This window comes from Fluviibacter sp. (genome assembly GCF_057744235.1).
Genome location: NZ_JBIJFP010000003.1, coordinates 177,827 through 194,829, shown reverse-complemented (window position 1 = coordinate 194,829; position 17,003 = coordinate 177,827). Strand labels below are relative to the sequence as shown.

Sequence of the window (17,003 nt, the reverse complement as noted above, 5' to 3'; positions counted from 1 at the left end):
TCTACCACCTCAAAGCGAAGGGTCGTGCCGGTATCGTACTCGCCAACGGCTCCATGAGCTCCAGCCAGAACAGTGAAGGCGACATCCGCAAAGCCATGGTCGAAGCCGACGTCGTCGAAGTCATGGTCGCCTTACCCGGCCAACTCTTCTTCAACACCCAGATCCCGGCTTGCCTCTGGTTCCTCACCAAAGAAAAAACCCAACGCAAAGGCGAAGTGCTCTTTATCGATGCCCGCAAACTCGGCAGCATGATCAGCCGCGTTCAGGCAGAACTCACCGATGAGGTGATCGAACGCATCGGAAACACCGTCGCCGCCTGGCGCGGTGAGCCTAATGTCGATACTTATGAAGACATCCCCGGCTACTGCCGCAGCGTCAAACTGGCTGAAATCGCCCAACACGGCCACGTGCTCACCCCGGGCCGATATGTCGGTGCCGAAGAAGTCGAAGATGACGATGAAGCCTTTGCCGACAAGATGCAAAAGTTAACCGAGAAGCTTGGAGAACAAATGGCCAAGGGCACAGAACTCGACGACCTCATTCGGTACAAGCTGAAAGGGCTGGGGTATGAGTTCTGAGTGGCGTCTTACGACAGTTGAGGAAATCGCTGCACCGCACCCAACCGCTTTGGCAACCGGCCCCTTTGGTTCTGCAATCAGTTCGAAATTCTTCGTAGCATCTGGCGTTCCAGTCATCCGTGGGTCTAACCTAAGCACCGAGATTTCTACTCGGCTCATTGATGATGGGCTGGTATTTATATCTACGGAGAAGGCTGAGGAATTTCAGCGATCAGAAGTGCGTCGCGGAGATCTGATCTTTACCTGTTGGGGCACGATAAATCAGGTCGGCTTAATTGATGCAGGGTCGAAGTTCGATCGCTACATTATTTCGAACAAGCAAATGAAGTTATCGGTTGATTCAGCCAAGGCTGATCGACGTTTCATTTACTATCTGTTCTCAGGACCGGACAAGCAAGCAGAGATTCTTGACAACGGAATTGGAAGCTCCGTTCCCGGATTCAACCTCGGCCAACTGAAGCGCCACGAGTTCTGGTTGCCGCCGCTCATGGAACAGCGAGGCATTGCAGATTTCCTGGGCCTTCTAGATGACCGAATCTCCCTCCTGCGCGAAACCAACGCCACCCTTGAATCCATCGCCCAGGCACTGTTTAAATCATGGTTTATTGATTTCGACCCCGTCTGCGCCAAGATGGAAGGACGTGTGCCAGAGGGCATGGATGAAGCGGCAGCGGCACTATTCCCAGATTCGTTTGAAGAGTCCGAGTTGGGTTTGGTGCCGAGAGGTTGGCGGATTGGGTCACTAGGCTCAGAATTGAAAATTGCGTACGGTAAGAATCTACCAACAAAAAAATTGCTGGCATCTGGATATCCTGTGTACGGCGGAAATGGGCAGATCGGTTACTTTGACAAATTTATTTATGAGACGAGGCAGGTGTTAATTGCTTGTCGTGGCGCCGCGTCTGGAAAAGTGAATCAATCTGCTCGAAAGGCTTTTGTTACAAATAACTCGCTCGTGCTTGAAAGTGATGAGTCAACAAATCTTCCTTTTGGCTACATTAAGGGCTATATGCTCAACTCCGATTTGACTGGATTTGTTACGGGATCGGCGCAGCCTCAAGTCACGATTGATAACCTTAAAGTGTTCAAGCTACTTGTTCCATGTGCATCGGTTTTGAGAGCATTTGAATCGTTGTCATCGGTATTTGAAAATCGGATTGAAGAAAATGATCGCCAAATTATTTGTCTCGCCGAGCTGCGTGACGCCTTGCTTCCCCGCCTAATCTCCGGCCAGCTGCGTTTGCCCGAGATTGAGGAAATGGTTACGGAGACGAGCTGAATGCAAATTTTGTTTGTTGACGAATCTGGTTCGCCACCAGAACAAACTAAGGTTGGTGTACAGCCATTTTTTGTTTTGGGTGGAATTGTCATCCCCGAAGATATCTGGGCAAAGATGGCAGCGGATCTCGCGCGATTGAAATCGCACTTCAAGATTGATGGCGAAATTAAATGGCGTTATTTTGCCCCTGATAAGGGTTGTAAACCTCATGCCCTATCTCATCTGTCGGGTGATGAGCGTGAGTCTTTACGAACACAGCTGTATCAAGTGGTGGCGCGTTATAAATCGGTACGCCTTATTTGTGTCGTGACCAATACGGCCTTGGCTTACGATCAGCACTACATCAACTCGGCAGAAGACATTTACTGGTACAGCTATAAGCAATTGACGGAGCGCTATCAGTATTACCTGCAAGACCTTGAGCGTACGGTGGGGCAGAAATTAAACGGCATCGTGGTGTGCGATCATCGAGCCCCCAAAGATGATGAGCGGCTGCGGGAGTTGCATCATAAATTGTTGAATGGCGATAAGGGTACAACCTCATCCTACGGAAACTTGGTGGAAGGCCTGTTTGTTGCCCCTTCGCACTTAAGCGTTGGCATCCAGTTTGCAGACATGGTCGCAGGTGCGATTTTCCGATCCTATAAAGCGGGCGATAAGCGCTTCGCTGAACAAATTAAAGGATCTCTTAGAACTTCTCCATCGGGCAAAGTCGATGGGTTCGGCTTAGTAAAGTTTCCCAAGGGTTGGTAGAGCTAAATAAGCATTGGGAAGCTTGGAAAGAGGCGCCGTGTTGGAGTTGCCTCCAAGTCTGCTGTTATCGGCGCAGTCACGGCGTGGTTACATTGTAGCTGGTGGGGTCTAAATGGCAAAGTTTTTGCACAAGGTGGCTCGTCCATAAAGCGAAAAGCCCCGGTGATCCCACCGAGGCACTAGCGCCAACCGGGAGCCCCCGATCCACTTGTGACGTATATTACGTTAAAAAACTATTCGTGCACACGCTGATAGCGGCATTTTGCCCCTATAGAACGGCTACATCCGCTGTTTGTTGTTTGCAGCAAATAACGCTACAATCGTAGCAAAAGGAGCTACGATAATGCTGATGGAGCTTTTGTTTGGCCAGTACCGGCAGCGGGTGCTCAGCCTTTTATTGCTGAATCCCGAGGAAAGCTTTTACGTCCGCGAGGTTGCGCGGTTAACCAATACGGCGCCGGGCACCGTGCATAAGGAGCTGGCACGGCTGGCAGAGGCTGGCTTGTTGGTAAGGGAAGAGCAAGGCAACCAAGTCCGTTATCAAGCCAATAGGGCGCATCCGATCTTTCCAGAGTTAGCCGGGTTATTTCGTAAAACAACCGGTGTGGTGGCTGTGCTGGCCGAGGCACTGCAAACGGTAGCGGATAAGATCGACTACGCGTTCGTATTTGGTTCTATCGCACGCGGTGAAGAAACGCCGAACAGTGATGTGGATGTGCTGTTGATTGGCGAGGTTTCTTTTGTAGATGCCGTGCTGGCGTTGTACCCGGCTCAGGAAATATTGCAGCGGGAAATTAACCCAACGATTTATAATCAAGAAGAATTTATAAAGCGGGTTGCTGCGGGTGAGCCGTTTATTCAAAACCTTCTTAATAGCCCTAAGTTGTTTGTGATCGGAAACGCGCATGACTTTGGAAAATTTGCTGGCGATACAAAAGCTACAGGCGTTTGAAGCCAGCGCTGAAGGCGTTCGCCGTCTCTTAGCGGCGGCAGTGCGTAATCTTGCCGATTCGGCAATACCCGCATTGAGTCCAGAGAGCCGTTTTGATGTGGCGTATAAGGCAATCATGCAATGCGCTATGCTGGGCTTGTGGGCTAACGGCTACCGTATATCTACGAACCAACCTGGGCATCATCAGTTAGCCATTCAAGCATTGCCGAAAACTTTGGGCGTAGAATCCGATGCGGTGATTGTACTTGATGCCCTGCGTCGGCAACGGAATCAGAATGATTACGAGGGATATCCCATTACCGATGCGGTGGTTGAAAGCTGTGTGGGGCAAGCTAAGCTCTTGCTGGCGCATACAGAGCACTGGCTGAAAACGAACCGAGCAAATCTGTTGGCTCAAGATGGTATTGAATGACTGAAGATCAACTTGAACAGGAAGCGCTGAGCTGGCTGATCGGTTTGGTAAGAGCCGGTATCGGAAGCTGTCATTTGTCTGCGTCGATTAGCTGACAGGTTTTCGGCCTGAGCCGACGTTAACCTGACATCCATAAACTGGCAGCTTCTGCACACTTAGCAGCCATTCAGTTATGCGATGAGCACGCAGAAATTGTTCTTCTCGCGCCTTCGGCGTTCTTGTAAATTCTGAGTGCTTGTAGCCCCCTGGGCTTTACATTCCCTTGACGGAATATTCCTTGGTGGGTATATTCCCACCATGACCTGGGAAATCGAATACACCGATGAGTTCGGCGACTGGTGGTCTGGCCTGACCGAAGAGGAGCAGGTTTCGCTGGCCGCCTCCGTTGAACTGCTTGAGGAACGAGGCCCCAATTTGGGCTTTCCGCATAGTAGCGGTATCAACGGCTCAAAGCACACGCACATGCGTGAGTTAAGAACGCAGCATAGTGGGCGGCCATTCCGAACGCTTTATGCATTCGATCCGAGACGTAACGCCATCCTTTTGCTCGGTGGCGACAAAACAGGAGATGATCGTTGGTATGACGTGAATGTACCAATTGCAGATCGTCTCTACGACGAGCATCTTGAAGAGTTAAGGAAGGAAGGGCTGATTGATGGCTAAGAAATTTGCAGCACTGCGCGCTGGTATGACCCCACAGGCCCAGGCCCGTGCCAAAGGTCTCGCCAAATCCATGCTGGACGAGATGCCGCTCAATGAGTTACGGCAAGCCCGAGGACTGTCGCAAAAAATGCTGGCAGAGGTTCTACACGTGCAGCAACCCTCGATTGCCAAGATTGAGAAGCGTACAGATATGTACATCTCCACGCTGCGCAGTCACGTTGAAGCCATGGGTGGCCAGCTGGAGGTGATTGCAAAATTCCCCGACGGCAACGTGAAGATCAGCAACTTTTCAGACTTGGGCAAAGTGGGCTTGGTTTGAACCTTATAGCCCTGAAGTAGTCTTTGGTTTATTGACAGTTTCTCGGCCTGAGCCGCCACTTGGATGTTCCTACACAATTTTGTAAAGATGGCTTATAGTAAATCCTTTAAAAGCTATTCACAAATCTATTCATTGCCATGCCGTCTCATACCGATTCAATCCGCAGCTTATTGGCACAAGGCCCGCTTAAAGTTAAGCAACTTGTTGAAAAACTTGGGTTAAGTCAGCCAACCGTCTCCCGTGCCTTAGCCGCATTGGGGGACGAAGTCGTGCGCTTTGGGGCTGGGCCATCTATTCAATATGCCTTGCGAGATACGGGCAGAGGCCTCGGTGATGTGCCGATCTATCGGGTATCTGCCGATGGCAGCGTTGGGCAACTGGGCACGTTGATACCGGTGCGATCGGACGGCTTTGTCATGGTGCAGAGTACTGACGGTAAGACGCTTCACAGTGAATCGATTCCATGGTGGCTCTACGACATGCGCCCGCAGGGTTATCTGGGCCGTAGTTATGCTGCCCGCCATGCGGCTGTGCTTGGCCTGCCGTCACAGTTAAACGACTGGAATGATACCCACGCCTTGCGTGCTTTGTTGGCGCACGGGCATGACGCGATTGGTAACTTGTTGCTGGGAGATGCCGCCAGAGAACGATTTTTATCGATCGATGCGTTATCGGCTTTGCCTATGGCCAGCAAGCCTGAGCGTTACATTCAGTTGGCCGAAGAAGCCAGCCGGGGAGAATTGCCTGGCTCATCTGCGGGGGGTGAGCAGCCGAAGTTTTTGGTCTACGCCGAGACTGCAGATGGGCCACGGCACGTGATTGTTAAATTTAGCGTTCCTGAAAATAACCCCGTGGCAGAACGATGGCGCGATCTTCTGCTGGCCGAACATCTGGCCCTCAATACGTTGAATGATGCACAAATTAGTGCGGTAAAAACCAGTGTGCTGGATTTTGCGGGGCAGCGTTTTTTGGAAGCGGCGCGATTTGATCGGGTTGGTGCGTTGGGTCGCCGTGGGCTTTTTAGTATGGCCGCGCTGGATGCGGAGTTTGTTGGCGCGGGTAAGGGCTGGGTCGATATCGCCCAGGCATTAGCCAAGGCCAAGTACATAGAACCAGAAGCGGTACAGGCTGTGGCACTGCTGCAGGCTTTTGGCACGCTGATTGGCAATACGGATATGCACACGGGCAACCTTTCCTTTGTGACCGAAGAGGGGAGGCCTTATGCGCTGGCACCGGCTTACGACATGTTGCCCATGGCTTTTGCACCAAAGAGTGGAGGGGCTATTCCAGAATCGTTGCCCGAAGCGCAGATTCACGCCCACATTGCACCGGCCAACTGGCGTCAAGCTGAGCAGCTGGCTCGTGGCTATCTGCACGCTTTAAGAAACGAGCCTCGTTTCTCGCCATCATTTCTGATGTGCATCGATGCGCTGGAAATGCACATCGAGCATGCGGCAATCAAAATCTCTCGTTTGGCCGATTAAATTGCCAAACATGTTTTAATAATCAAATGACCGAAGATCAACTTGAGCAAGAAGCACTGGGCTGGCTGGGTGAAGTCGGCTATCAGCATCTGTATGGGCCGGATATCGCCCCGGATGGCAGTGCGCCAGAGCGGGCAGATTACCGCCAGGTGCTGTTGGTTGAGCGACTTCGCAATGCCATCGGGCGGCTGAACCCGGATATCCCTCTGGTGGCGCGGGAAGATGCGCTGAAGCAGGTGGTGGATCTGGGCGTGCCGTCACAGTTGGCAGCCAATCAGCATTTTCATAAGCTGTTGGTCAATGGGGTGTCGGTTCAGTACCAGAAGGGCGGGGAAACCATTGGTGATTTCGTCCGCCTGATTGATTGGGCTAATGTGGCGGCTAATGAGTGGCTGGCGATTAACCAGTATTCTCTTAAAGGACCGCACCATACCCGCCGGCCGGACATCATTCTGTTTGTAAATGGGTTGCCGTTGGTGTTGCTGGAGCTGAAGAACCCGGCGGATGAAACGGCGGATATCTGGAAAGCCTTCGATCAGATACAGACCTACAAAGAACAGATTCCCGACGTTTTTGAATACAACGAGCTGCTGGTAATTTCCGATGGCTCGGATGCGCGCTTTGGGTCGCTTTCGGCCAATGCCGAGCGCTTTATGCAGTGGCGCACGATTGATGGCGTGAACCTAGACCCATTAGGCGAGTTTAACGAACTGGAAACCTTGATCCGTGGCTTGCTGGCACCGGCCATGCTGCTGGATTACCTGCGCTACTTTGTTCTGTTTGAAGACGATGGCACGCTGGTGAAGAAGATTGCCGGGTATCACCAGTTCCATGCGGTGCGTTCGGCCATTCAACAGGTAGTCGATGCGTCGCGCCCAGGCGGCACGCATAAGGGCGGGGTGGTCTGGCATACCCAGGGCAGTGGTAAGAGCATTACGATGACGTGCTTTGCGGCACGGGTGATGCAAGAACCGGCGATTCAAAACCCGACCATTGTGGTGATTACCGACCGCAATGATCTGGATGGCCAGTTGTTTGGGGTGTTCTCGTTAGCGCAGGATCTGCTGCGTGAGCAGCCGGTACAGGCCAAGACCCGTCAGAAATTGCGCGAGTTGTTGGACAACCGACCGTCGGGCGGCATTATCTTTGCCACCATTCAAAAGTTTATGCCTGGGGAGGATGAAGACACCTTCCCAACGCTGTCTGAGCGAAACAACATTGTGGTGATCGCCGATGAGGCGCACCGCACGCAGTATGGCTTTGAGGCGAAGCTCAAGCCAGTTAGGGCAACCAAGTTCTCTACGGGCGCCGCCAATGATGCAACGGTACTGCAAGCGGCCGATAGTGCGTCTGAGCAGGCTTTTGCCTATCAGGTGGGCTACGCCCAGCATTTACGCGATGCTTTGCCAAATGCCACATTTGTGGCGTTTACCGGTACGCCCGTGTCGAGTGAAGACCGGGATACCCGCGCTGTGTTTGGCGACTATATCCATGTGTACGATATGCAACAGGCCAAGGAAGATGGCGCAACCGTGGCCATTTACTTTGAGTCTCGGCTGGCCAAGCTGGGATTAAAAGAATCCGAGCTGGAACAACTGGATGAGGATGTTGATGAACTGGCTGAAGATGAAGAAGAGGGTAACCAGGCCAAACTTAAATCCAAGTGGGCTGCCCTGGAAAAGATTGTTGGCGCTGAGCCGCGTGTTGCCCGTGTGGCGGCCGATTTAGTCAATCACTTTGAAGAGCGGCTGAAAGCGCAGGACGGCAAGGCCATGGTGGTGGCCATGAGCCGTGAGATTTGCGTTCATCTGTATAACGAAATTATTAAGCTGCGCCCGGAATGGCATGACACTGATCCGAAGCAGGGGGTGATCAAGATCATCATGACCGGGTCGGCCAGCGATAAGGCACTGCTGCGGCCCCATATCTACAGTGGCCAGGTGAAGAAAGACCTGGAGAAGCGCTTTAAGAACCCGGCCGATCCGCTGAAGATGGTGATCGTGCGCGATATGTGGCTCACTGGCTTTGATGCGCCGTGCGTGCATACCCTGTATGTGGATAAGCCCATGAAGGGCCATAACCTCATGCAGGCCATTGCCCGCGTGAACCGGGTGTTTAAAGACAAGCAAGGCGGCTTGGTGGTTGATTACATCGGCATTGCCAACGAGCTGAAGAGCGCCCTCAAGGAATATACCGCCAGCAAAGGACGCGGCCGCCCAACGGTGGATGCGGCGGAAGCTTATGCCGTGCTTGCTGAAAAGCTCGATATCCTGCGCGGCATGCTGCATGGCTACGACTACTCGGATTTTCTGACGTCAGGCCATAAGCGCCTGGCGGGTGCGGCTAACTTTGTGCTCGGCCAGAAAGATGGCAAGAAGCGCTTTGCTGATACCGCCCTGGCTATGAGCAAAGCCTTCAGCCTGTGCTGTACGTTGGACGAAGCCAAGGCGGCACGGGAAGAAGTGGCGTTTCTGCAAGCAGTGAAAGTGATTCTGACCAAACGGGATATCAGCCAGAAGAAGCGGAATGAAGAAGAGCGGGATCTGGCGATTCGGCAGATCATCAACTCGGCCGTGGTGTCGGAAGAAGTGGTTGATGTCTTTGATGCCGTGGGTCTGGATAAGCCCAATATCGGCATTCTGGATGACGCCTTCCTGGCGGAAGTGAAGAACCTGCCGGAGCGAAATTTGGCGGTAGAGTTGCTGGAGCGATTGCTGGAAGGCGAAATTAAATCCAAGTTTGCCAGCAACATCGTTCAGCAGAAAAAGTTTTCTGAACTGCTGGCGAACGTGGTGAAGCGTTATCAGAACCGCGCGATTGAAACGGCGCAGGTGATTGAAGAACTCATTGATATGGCCAAGAAGTTCCGTGCAGCCGCTAACCGTGGCGACGAGTTGGGGCTGAACGATGATGAAGTGCGCTTCTACGATGCGCTGGCCGATAACGAATCGGCGGTGCGTGAGTTGAGCGACGAAACGCTGAAGAAGATTGCCCATGAACTGGCTGAGAATCTACGTAATAACCTGACAGTGGATTGGTCGGTGCGCGACAGCGTGCGCGCTAAGCTACGCCTCATGGTTCGCCGGATTCTGCGTAAGTACAAATACCCGCCCGATCAGCAGGAGGCGGCGGTAGAGTTGGTGCTGCAACAGGCCGATGCACTGGGTGAGGCGTGGTCAGCATCGTGATTTGAAAGCCCACATGACAGAAAAATCTGCTTCCATCGAACAACAACCCATTGCTGTGAGCTTTTGGCAGGCCTTTAAGTTCTGGCTGAAACTGGGCCTTATCAGCTTTGGCGGCCCAGCCGGTCAGATTGCCATCATGCACCAGGAGCTGGTGGAACGGCGGCGCTGGATTTCCGAGCGCCGTTTCCTCCATGCGCTCAATTACTGCATGGTGCTCCCGGGTCCGGAAGCCCAGCAGTTGGCGACCTATATCGGTTGGTTGATGCACCGTAGTTGGGGCGGCCTCATGGCGGGTGGGTTATTTGTTTTGCCGTCGTTGTTTATTCTGATTTTTCTGTCGTGGATTTATATGGCCTACGGCGATATGCCGCTGGTTGCTGGTCTGTTTTATGGCATTAAGCCGGCGGTAACCGCCATTGTGGTTCAGGCAGCGCATCGGATTGGCTCCCGCGCTTTGAAGAATAATGTGTTGTGGGTGATCGCTGCCGCTTCCTTTGTGGCTATTTTTGCGCTCAATGTGCCGTTTCCGGCCATTGTCGTTGTGGCTGCCATGATCGGGTATTTTGGCGGCCGCATGGCTCCGGACAAGTTCAAGGCCGGTGGTGGGCATGGCAAAGCCGATCAATCCTTTGGTCCGGCGTTGATTGATGATGACACACCGATACCGGAACACGCTCTGTTCGCCTGGAGCAAACTGTTGAAGGTGGCATTTATCGGTAGCCTGCTCTGGTTGTTGCCGATGGGATTACTGATGGCTATCTATGGGTTGCACCATACACTGACTCAAATGGGCTGGTTTTTCACCAAAGCTGCGCTGCTGACATTTGGTGGTGCGTACGCTGTTCTGCCTTATGTTTATCAGGGCGCAGTGGGTGATTATGGCTGGCTAACTCCAACACAAATGATGGATGGTTTAGCATTGGGCGAAACTACACCCGGCCCGCTCATCATGATCGTGACCTTTGTTGGCTTCGTGGGTGGCTACGTTAAAGCGTTTTTCGGCCCGGACAGCCTGTTCATGGCAGGTGCTGTGGCGGCCATCGTGGTTACCTGGTTCACCTTCCTACCGTCCTTTGTTTTCATCATGATGGGTGGACCATTCATCGAAACCACTCATAACGATCTGAAATTCACGGGACCGCTGACTGCTATTACGGCGGCGGTGGTCGGTGTCATTCTGAGCTTGGCATTGTTCTTCGGCTATCATGTCTTTTGGCCAAAAGGATTTGAGGGGGCCTTCGATGGGATGTCGGCGCTTATCACGCTGAGTGCTGCGATCGCCTTATTCCGCTTTAAGGCGAACGTGATTCATGTGATTGCCGGCTGTGCCATCATGGGCTTCCTGCTCAAGACATGGATGTCTTAAAGGTTATAAGCTGCCATATACCGGTACAACGTTGAACGATGCACACCAAGCCGGCGGGCGGCTGTGGCGACCTTATAGTGCGATTGTTCGAGCGCCAGTTTGATGCGTTCGGGTGACAAGCTTTCGTCAGTGTCAGTAGCGCTGGATGCGTCCGCGTTTGTGATCGCTGGCGTATGGGTGATTCGGTATTCTGCCGGCAGATCGTTGATGCCGATGCTCTGGTGCGGTTCGGCGAGGGCGACGAGCGTTTTGACGAGGTGGGCGAGCTGGCGGAAGTTGCCGGGCCAGTCGTAGTTATTTAAGGCCTGACGAGCTTCGTTGGAGAGTGTGAGCTGGCGGCGTGTGGCGCCGGCTTCCTGCCAGAGCGCATCGATGAAGGCGGTTTTGTCGGTGCGATGACGTAAGGGCGATAAATCAATCTGGTGGAAATGCAGTCGGTAATAGAGGTCGGCGCGGAAGGTGCCGGCGCTGACCATGGCGGCCAGATCCCGGTGGGTGGCTGACAGGACGACAAAGTTAACCGGCCGTGATTTGCCGCCGCCCAGGGGTTGGACGGCGCGATCCTGCAAAACGCGTAGTAATCGGGTTTGCAGCATGAGCGACATGTCGCCGATTTCATCGAGAAACAGGATGCCGCCATCGGCTTCGAAGACGCGGCCGATGGCGCCACTTTTGCGTGCGCCGGTGAAGGCACCTTCGGCATAGCCAAAGAGTTCGGATTCGATGAGGCCTTCGGGTAGGGCGGCACAGTTGATGGCGACAAAGGGTTTGTTGTGGCGCTGGCTGTGTTCGTGGATGAGCCGGGCCATGACTTCTTTGCCGGTCCCGGTTTCTCCCTGAATGATGACGGAGAGTTCGGCATCAACGGCGCGTACCGCTTGATCGAGCTGTTGTCTTGTGTTGCTGTCCAGCCAGGCAGATGAGACGGACGAGAGTGAGGTATGCGCGGTGATGGCAACATCGATATCGGTTGCTGGCTCAGGGGTTGCCGGATGCGGTCTTTCCATCGATAGAGGCGCCGGCTTTTCCATGACGCCGCGATAGAGCAGGCCGCTGTGGGTCATGAGTAGGGTTTCATCACTGCCGGCTTTGAGTAGCGGGGTGCTGAAAATTTGGGACCAACGCTCACCGATTAGTGACCAGGTGGCGCCGAGCCAGCGCACGGCTTCACGGTTGGCACCGACGATGATTTCGCCGTCGAGCAGGAGGATGCCTTCACGGAAGCTGCCAAGATGATTACTCTTTTCATGAAAGCGCAGCCGGTTGAGCTGACCGGGAGATTGCATGAGCCAGCGGTGCTCGACCTCTCGAATGGCCCGACCGAGTGCACCTTGCGCGTAGCCACGCGGTAGACGGGCATCGCCCGAGATATCAATGACGCCGGCGATGCGCCCCTGGTGATCGAGGATCGGCGCCGCCGTACAGCAAAGGGCGGCGTGTTGTCGGTGAAAGTGTTCGTTGCCCCAGACTTCGACCATGGTGCCTTCGGCAATGGCCGTGCCAATGGCGTTGGTGCCGCGCTCGGATTCGCTCCAGACGACGCCGGATTTGAGGGCGACCTGACCCGCTTTATCAAGAAAACTGCCGGTGCCCCGGGTATCAAGAATCATGCCGTTGGGGTTGGCCAGCAACACGACCGAGTCGGTGCCCTGAAACATTTCGCCGAGGAAGTCCAACTCCGGTTCAACCATGGGCAGGAGTTCACCGGAGGCTTCACGCAGTATCAGCAGCTCGTTGTGGGTGAGGGGCTCTGCGTAGGGAATCTGATCTTCAATGACGCCCAGATCAGTACAGCGATGCCAGGAGCGCAGAATGGTATCTGGCAGATTGTTGGCAGGCGGTTGTCGCATGAGTGGTGATCCGGTGAGAAAGGCGCAAAGAGGGTCGCGATAAGTGTCGCATTGTCGGCGGATGAGCGACAAAGTGTCGCAGAAATTGCGACAAAGTGTTGCAGCTGATGGGCAGTATTTTTAGATCAAGCAGGCGATTGATATGTTGCGAAGCAGCGCAAAAAAATTGCGCACTGGCTGGCAAGGCAAAAGAGGTATGTGCGTTGCATCAATCGTGATTAAAAAATATTTCTGGCACGGCTCATGCACTAGGTCGAATAACCACCGGTTTCAGGTGTGCGTCGTATGAGATCCATCATGTCCATATTCAGGAGACAACCATGAGCATTACCATCAATAACATCACTGTCGATAACCCATTTAAGCCGCGTTATGCCAACTACATCAACGGGCAGTGGGTGGCTCCGGTGGATGGTCAGTACTTCGAGAATACGACGCCGATTACAGGCAAGGTGCTCTGTGAAATCCCGCGCTCTAACGAGAAGGACATCAATCTGGCCCTGGATGCGGCCCATGCCGCCAAGACCGCCTGGGGTAAAACCTCGCAGGCGGATCGTGCCAATATCCTGAACAAGATTGCCGACCGTATGGAAGCGAATCTCAAACTGATCGCTACGGCAGAGACACTGGATAACGGTAAGCCAATTCGCGAAACGATGGCGGCCGATATTCCGCTGGCGATTGATCACTTCCGCTACTTTGCCGGTTGCGTGCGTGCCGAAGAAGGTGGCATCAGCGAGATTGATCACGACACCTATGCCTACCATTACAAAGAACCGCTTGGCGTTGTTGGTCAGATTATTCCCTGGAATTTTCCAATTCTCATGGCTGTATGGAAGCTGGCGCCGGCACTGGGTGCGGGTAACTGTGTGGTGCTGAAGCCGGCTGAGCAGACACCGGCCTCGCTGCTGGTGCTGATTGAGCTGATCGGCGATCTGTTGCCACCGGGTGTGCTGAATGTGGTGAATGGTTTCGGCCTGGAAGCCGGTAAACCGCTGGCCTCCAGCCCGCGCATTGCCAAGATTGCCTTTACCGGTGAAACGACGACGGGTCGTTTGATTATGCAATACGCCAGCCAGAATCTGATTCCGGTGACGCTGGAACTGGGCGGCAAGAGCCCGAACATTTTCTTTGAAGATGTGATGGATGCCGATGACAGCTATTTCGACAAAGTGCTGGAAGGCTTTACGCTGTTTGCGTTGAATCAGGGCGAAGTCTGTACCTGTCCGTCGCGTGTGCTGGTGCAGGAATCCATCTACGAGAAGTTTATGGAACGCGTGCTCAAGCGCGTGGCGGCCATCAAGCAGGGCAACCCGCTGGACCCTAACACCATGATCGGTGCCCAGGCCTCGAATGAGCAGCTGGAGAAGATCAACTCTTATCTGAAGCTGGGTAAGGAAGAGGGTGCTCAGTGCCTGATCGGTGGTGCGCAGGCACATATGGATGGGGATCTGGCCGGCGGTTATTACATTCAGCCGACGGTGTTCAAGGGCCATAACAAGATGCGCATCTTCCAGGAAGAGATCTTCGGACCCGTCGTATCGGTGACGACTTTCAAAGATGAAGCCGAAGCCATCGAGATCGCCAACGACACGTTGTATGGCCTGGGGGCGGGTGTCTGGACGCGTAACGGCAATCGCGCCTTCCGCGTCGGTCGTGCCATTCAGGCTGGTCGTGTGTGGACCAACTGTTACCATGCCTATCCGGCCCATGCCGCCTTTGGCGGCTACAAGCAGTCTGGCATTGGTCGTGAGAACCACAAGATGATGCTAGATCATTATCAGCAGACCAAGAACCTGTTGGTCAGCTACAGTGAGTCGCCACTCGGCTTCTTCTAATGGCCACCGACTTAACGCCTCGTAACAGTGCCGTCAGCCGCGTTTCGGCAACGCCGGCGGCACTGGCGTTAATCGCCCAGTTACAGGCCAAGCACGGCGCGCTGCTGTTTCATCAATCCGGTGGGTGTTGTGACGGTAGTGCGCCTATGTGCTTTCCTGCCAATGAGTTTCTGGTCGGGGATGTGGACGTCAAGCTGGGTGAGATTGGCGGTGTGCCGTTTTATATGAGCCAGTCGCAGTTTGCTTACTGGGAACACACGCATCTGATCATTGATGCGATTCCTGGGAGTGGCGGGATGTTCTCTCTGGAGCGGCCGACCGGGTTGCGGTTTTTAACACGATCCCGGTTGTTTACGGATGCGGAGCTGGCTGCACTGCAAGAAGCATGAGTAACTAAAAGCGTGTAACCTCATTGCAGGATGACACTGTGTTGAGGTTCACCATGACGACTCAAGCCCATCAGATTGATCCGGCGGATCATCCGCCCGGAACCCGGTTTTTGCTGTATGCCCCGGCGCAGATGCAGGCCTTGATGGATGGTATGGCACATCAGGCAGCACCGTTGCTGGCCGGGGCCAATAAAGTGGCCGTGATTGGGGTGTTGCGCCGGGGGGCACCGTTGGCCGATCAGCTGTGCGAGGCGCTGGTCCGCTTGTTTCATCTGCCGATGCCCATGCGCCTAGATCTCAAGGTCAAGCGCTATGCGGATGATCTGACGTTACTACACCCGGAAACCCGGCTGACCGAGCAACAGGGGCAGGCCGAACTGGATCTGACCGGGTATACCTTATTGATTGTTGATGATGTGCTGTATACGGGGCATTCCTTGCTGCGCGTGATTGAATGGCTAAATGCTAAATCGCCATCGGCGATTTATACGGCAGTACTCGCGGACCGGCATGTGACCCAACTGCCGATCCGTGCCGATGTGGTGGGGGTTCACCTGCAAGTGGCCCCAGCCGATGTGGTGGAATGCCATGTGCCACCGTATGAACCGTTGTTTCAGATTGAACTCTTGCGGTTAGAGGGTGCGGCGTGATGCTGTTTGCGGATCGGGCGGATGCGGCACGGCAGCTTTGTGGCGCACTACAAGGCTATCAGCGGGATCAGCCGCTCGTGTTGGCGATTCCCCGGGGCGGTGTACCGCTCGGTCGTGTCGTGGCCGATACGCTGCATGGTGATCTGGATGTGGTGCTGGTCCGCAAACTGGGCGCACCTTCTAATCCAGAGTTTGCTGTGGGTTCTGTGGGAGAGTCGGGCAAGATGTTTGTGGCCGACTATGCCGAGCGGGCAGGGGCGGATGCGGCCTATCTGGCCGAAGCGGTTGAGCAACAGCTAGCAACGATTCGCCGCCGGCGCTTGCAATATGCGGCAGTACGTCCGCCGGCAGCAATCCAAGGGCGGACGGTGATTGTGGTGGATGACGGCATGGCAACCGGCGCCACCATGCGTGCGGCCTTGCTGGAAGTCCGCAGCCAGAAACCGGCGACGCTGATCTGTGCCGTACCCGTGGCCTCACCCGAGGCAGTGGCCGGTATCCGGCCCCTGTGCGACGCCGTTGTCTGTTTACAGGTGGTGGCGGAGTTCGGGGGGGTAGGCCGTTTTTATCGCGATTTTTCTCAAGTCGAGGATGACCAAGCGGTTGTCTTATTGAAAGGTCACGGATGAATCTGCATCTCAACCAGAAGCCGCTGATTCCACTGGGTGCCAAGCTGCTGATCACGGCCTATGTCGCGGTGTTGATTCCGGTGTACTGGATCACCTATGGCCCCACCAATTTTCTGTTTTTTTGTGACATGGCGTTGATCTTGACCACGCTCGCGATGTGGCGAGAGAGTCCGCTGCTGGTCTCCGCTGCTGCAGTGGGAATTCTGCTGCCCCAGCTGTTGTGGGCAACGGATTTCATATCCTCGTTGTTGGGTATCCCGATGACGGGCATGACGGATTACATGTTCCAGGCCTCGATTCCGCTTTATGTGCGTTTTCTGTCGTTCTTTCATTTCTGGTTGCCGTTTCTGCTGATCTGGCTGCTGCGTAAAACCGGTTACGATCCGCGAGGACTCCCCCTATGGATGGGGCTGGCATTTACGTCGCTTTATGTCTGCTATTTCTTTATGCCGCCCCCGCCGGCCCCTCTGCAGAATCCAGCCTTGCCCGTGAATATCAACTACGTTTACGGTTTTAGCGATGTCAAGCCGCAAACCTGGTTGCCGGAGCCTGTATGGTTTGTGGTGCTGCAATTCATGTTGGTTTTTTTATTGTTTTTACCAACACACTGGTTGCTTAAACGTCTCTGTCATCCCGCGATAAAATGAAAGTCT

The 17,003-nt window shown here is 54.1% G+C and carries 16 protein-coding genes; 15 read left to right on the top strand and 1 reads right to left on the bottom strand.

The features are described from left to right. From AC3GOJ_RS03730 to chrA, 10 genes are all read left to right on the top strand, one after another. Positions 1-578 (top strand): N-6 DNA methylase (locus AC3GOJ_RS03730; RefSeq protein ID WP_488236121.1); only part of this gene is annotated, 578 nt, incomplete at its 5' end. Then, positions 568-1,857, top strand: coding sequence for a restriction endonuclease subunit S (locus AC3GOJ_RS03725; protein ID WP_488236120.1), 1,290 nt, complete (start codon positions 568-570; stop codon positions 1,855-1,857). The genes AC3GOJ_RS03730 and AC3GOJ_RS03725, both read left to right, overlap by 11 nt. Continuing rightward, entirely contained in the window at positions 1,858-2,610 is a 753-nt protein-coding gene (locus AC3GOJ_RS03720; protein WP_488236119.1) for a DUF3800 domain-containing protein, read from the top strand. It abuts the gene before it with no gap. A 343-nt stretch (positions 2,611-2,953) separates the two neighbouring features. Continuing rightward, a complete protein-coding gene (locus tag AC3GOJ_RS03715) occupies positions 2,954-3,562 on the top strand; it encodes a nucleotidyltransferase domain-containing protein (protein WP_488236118.1) in 609 nt (202 codons plus the stop codon). Continuing rightward, entirely contained in the window at positions 3,516-3,974 is a 459-nt protein-coding gene (locus tag AC3GOJ_RS03710; RefSeq protein ID WP_488236117.1) for a hypothetical protein, read from the top strand. The genes AC3GOJ_RS03715 and AC3GOJ_RS03710 overlap by 47 nt, the downstream gene beginning before the upstream one ends. Before the next feature lie 297 nt (positions 3,975-4,271). Next, positions 4,272-4,637 (top strand): type II toxin-antitoxin system RelE/ParE family toxin, encoded by a 366-nt coding sequence (locus tag AC3GOJ_RS03705; protein ID WP_488236116.1) that lies wholly within the window; start codon positions 4,272-4,274, stop codon positions 4,635-4,637. Beyond that, positions 4,630-4,956 (top strand): XRE family transcriptional regulator, encoded by a 327-nt coding sequence (locus AC3GOJ_RS03700; protein WP_488236115.1) that lies wholly within the window; start codon positions 4,630-4,632, stop codon positions 4,954-4,956. The genes AC3GOJ_RS03705 and AC3GOJ_RS03700 overlap by 8 nt, the downstream gene beginning before the upstream one ends. Positions 4,957-5,093: 137 nt before the next feature. Beyond that, on the top strand, positions 5,094-6,440 hold the full coding sequence (yjjJ, locus tag AC3GOJ_RS03695; protein WP_488236114.1) for a type II toxin-antitoxin system HipA family toxin YjjJ: 1,347 nt from the start codon (positions 5,094-5,096) through the stop codon (positions 6,438-6,440). A gap of 26 nt (positions 6,441-6,466) precedes the next feature. Then, on the top strand, positions 6,467-9,628 hold the full coding sequence (locus AC3GOJ_RS03690; protein WP_488236113.1) for a type I restriction endonuclease subunit R: 3,162 nt from the start codon (positions 6,467-6,469) through the stop codon (positions 9,626-9,628). 13 nt (positions 9,629-9,641) lie between these two features. Further along, entirely contained in the window at positions 9,642-10,994 is a 1,353-nt protein-coding gene (gene chrA, locus AC3GOJ_RS03685) for a chromate efflux transporter (protein ID WP_488236112.1), read from the top strand. Here chrA and AC3GOJ_RS03680 read toward each other — a convergent pair. Beyond that, positions 10,991-12,844, bottom strand: coding sequence for a sigma-54-dependent Fis family transcriptional regulator (locus tag AC3GOJ_RS03680; RefSeq protein WP_488236111.1), 1,854 nt, complete (start codon positions 12,842-12,844; stop codon positions 10,991-10,993). The two genes, chrA and AC3GOJ_RS03680, sit on opposite strands and share 4 nt — an antisense overlap. A gap of 320 nt (positions 12,845-13,164) precedes the next feature. On the opposite strand from AC3GOJ_RS03680, the gene adh reads away from it, so the two are divergent. The 5 genes from adh to AC3GOJ_RS03655 are packed head-to-tail and all read left to right on the top strand — an operon-like array spanning position 13,165 to position 16,997. Beyond that, positions 13,165-14,682 carry an aldehyde dehydrogenase gene (adh, locus tag AC3GOJ_RS03675; RefSeq protein ID WP_488236110.1) on the top strand — a complete coding sequence of 506 codons (1,518 nt, stop codon included), beginning with the start codon at positions 13,165-13,167 and terminating at the stop codon, positions 14,680-14,682. Next, entirely contained in the window at positions 14,682-15,071 is a 390-nt protein-coding gene (locus AC3GOJ_RS03670; protein ID WP_488236109.1) for a DUF779 domain-containing protein, read from the top strand. The genes adh and AC3GOJ_RS03670 overlap by 1 nt, the downstream gene beginning before the upstream one ends. Positions 15,072-15,124: 53 nt before the next feature. Further along, entirely contained in the window at positions 15,125-15,721 is a 597-nt protein-coding gene (locus AC3GOJ_RS03665; protein ID WP_488236108.1) for a phosphoribosyltransferase family protein, read from the top strand. Next, positions 15,721-16,350 carry a phosphoribosyltransferase gene (locus tag AC3GOJ_RS03660; RefSeq protein WP_488236127.1) on the top strand — a complete coding sequence of 210 codons (630 nt, stop codon included), beginning with the start codon at positions 15,721-15,723 and terminating at the stop codon, positions 16,348-16,350. Before AC3GOJ_RS03665 ends, AC3GOJ_RS03660 begins: the two co-directional genes overlap by 1 nt. Continuing rightward, on the top strand, positions 16,347-16,997 hold the full coding sequence (locus AC3GOJ_RS03655) for a hypothetical protein (protein ID WP_488236107.1): 651 nt from the start codon (positions 16,347-16,349) through the stop codon (positions 16,995-16,997). Before AC3GOJ_RS03660 ends, AC3GOJ_RS03655 begins: the two co-directional genes overlap by 4 nt. Positions 16,998-17,003: the final 6 nt, after the last annotated feature.

Bases quoted from the DNA above. Each gene is read 5' to 3' on its own strand.
- AC3GOJ_RS03690 (WP_488236113.1), top strand. From the start codon at position 6,467: ATGACCGAAGATCAACTTGAGCAAGAAGCACTGGGCTGGCTGGGTGAA.
- AC3GOJ_RS03680 (WP_488236111.1), bottom strand. From the start codon at position 12,844: ATGCGACAACCGCCTGCCAACAATCTGCCAGATACCATTCTGCGCTCC.
- AC3GOJ_RS03670 (WP_488236109.1), top strand. From the start codon at position 14,682: ATGGCCACCGACTTAACGCCTCGTAACAGTGCCGTCAGCCGCGTTTCG.
- AC3GOJ_RS03720 (WP_488236119.1), top strand. From the start codon at position 1,858: ATGCAAATTTTGTTTGTTGACGAATCTGGTTCGCCACCAGAACAAACT.
- AC3GOJ_RS03660 (WP_488236127.1), top strand. From the start codon at position 15,721: ATGCTGTTTGCGGATCGGGCGGATGCGGCACGGCAGCTTTGTGGCGCA.
- AC3GOJ_RS03725 (WP_488236120.1), top strand. From the start codon at position 568: ATGAGTTCTGAGTGGCGTCTTACGACAGTTGAGGAAATCGCTGCACCG.
- AC3GOJ_RS03700 (WP_488236115.1), top strand. From the start codon at position 4,630: ATGGCTAAGAAATTTGCAGCACTGCGCGCTGGTATGACCCCACAGGCC.
- AC3GOJ_RS03655 (WP_488236107.1), top strand. From the start codon at position 16,347: ATGAATCTGCATCTCAACCAGAAGCCGCTGATTCCACTGGGTGCCAAG.
- adh (WP_488236110.1), top strand. From the start codon at position 13,165: ATGAGCATTACCATCAATAACATCACTGTCGATAACCCATTTAAGCCG.
- chrA (WP_488236112.1), top strand. From the start codon at position 9,642: ATGACAGAAAAATCTGCTTCCATCGAACAACAACCCATTGCTGTGAGC.
- AC3GOJ_RS03715 (WP_488236118.1), top strand. From the start codon at position 2,954: ATGCTGATGGAGCTTTTGTTTGGCCAGTACCGGCAGCGGGTGCTCAGC.
- AC3GOJ_RS03665 (WP_488236108.1), top strand. From the start codon at position 15,125: ATGACGACTCAAGCCCATCAGATTGATCCGGCGGATCATCCGCCCGGA.
- AC3GOJ_RS03710 (WP_488236117.1), top strand. From the start codon at position 3,516: ATGACTTTGGAAAATTTGCTGGCGATACAAAAGCTACAGGCGTTTGAA.
- yjjJ (WP_488236114.1), top strand. From the start codon at position 5,094: ATGCCGTCTCATACCGATTCAATCCGCAGCTTATTGGCACAAGGCCCG.
- AC3GOJ_RS03705 (WP_488236116.1), top strand. From the start codon at position 4,272: ATGACCTGGGAAATCGAATACACCGATGAGTTCGGCGACTGGTGGTCT.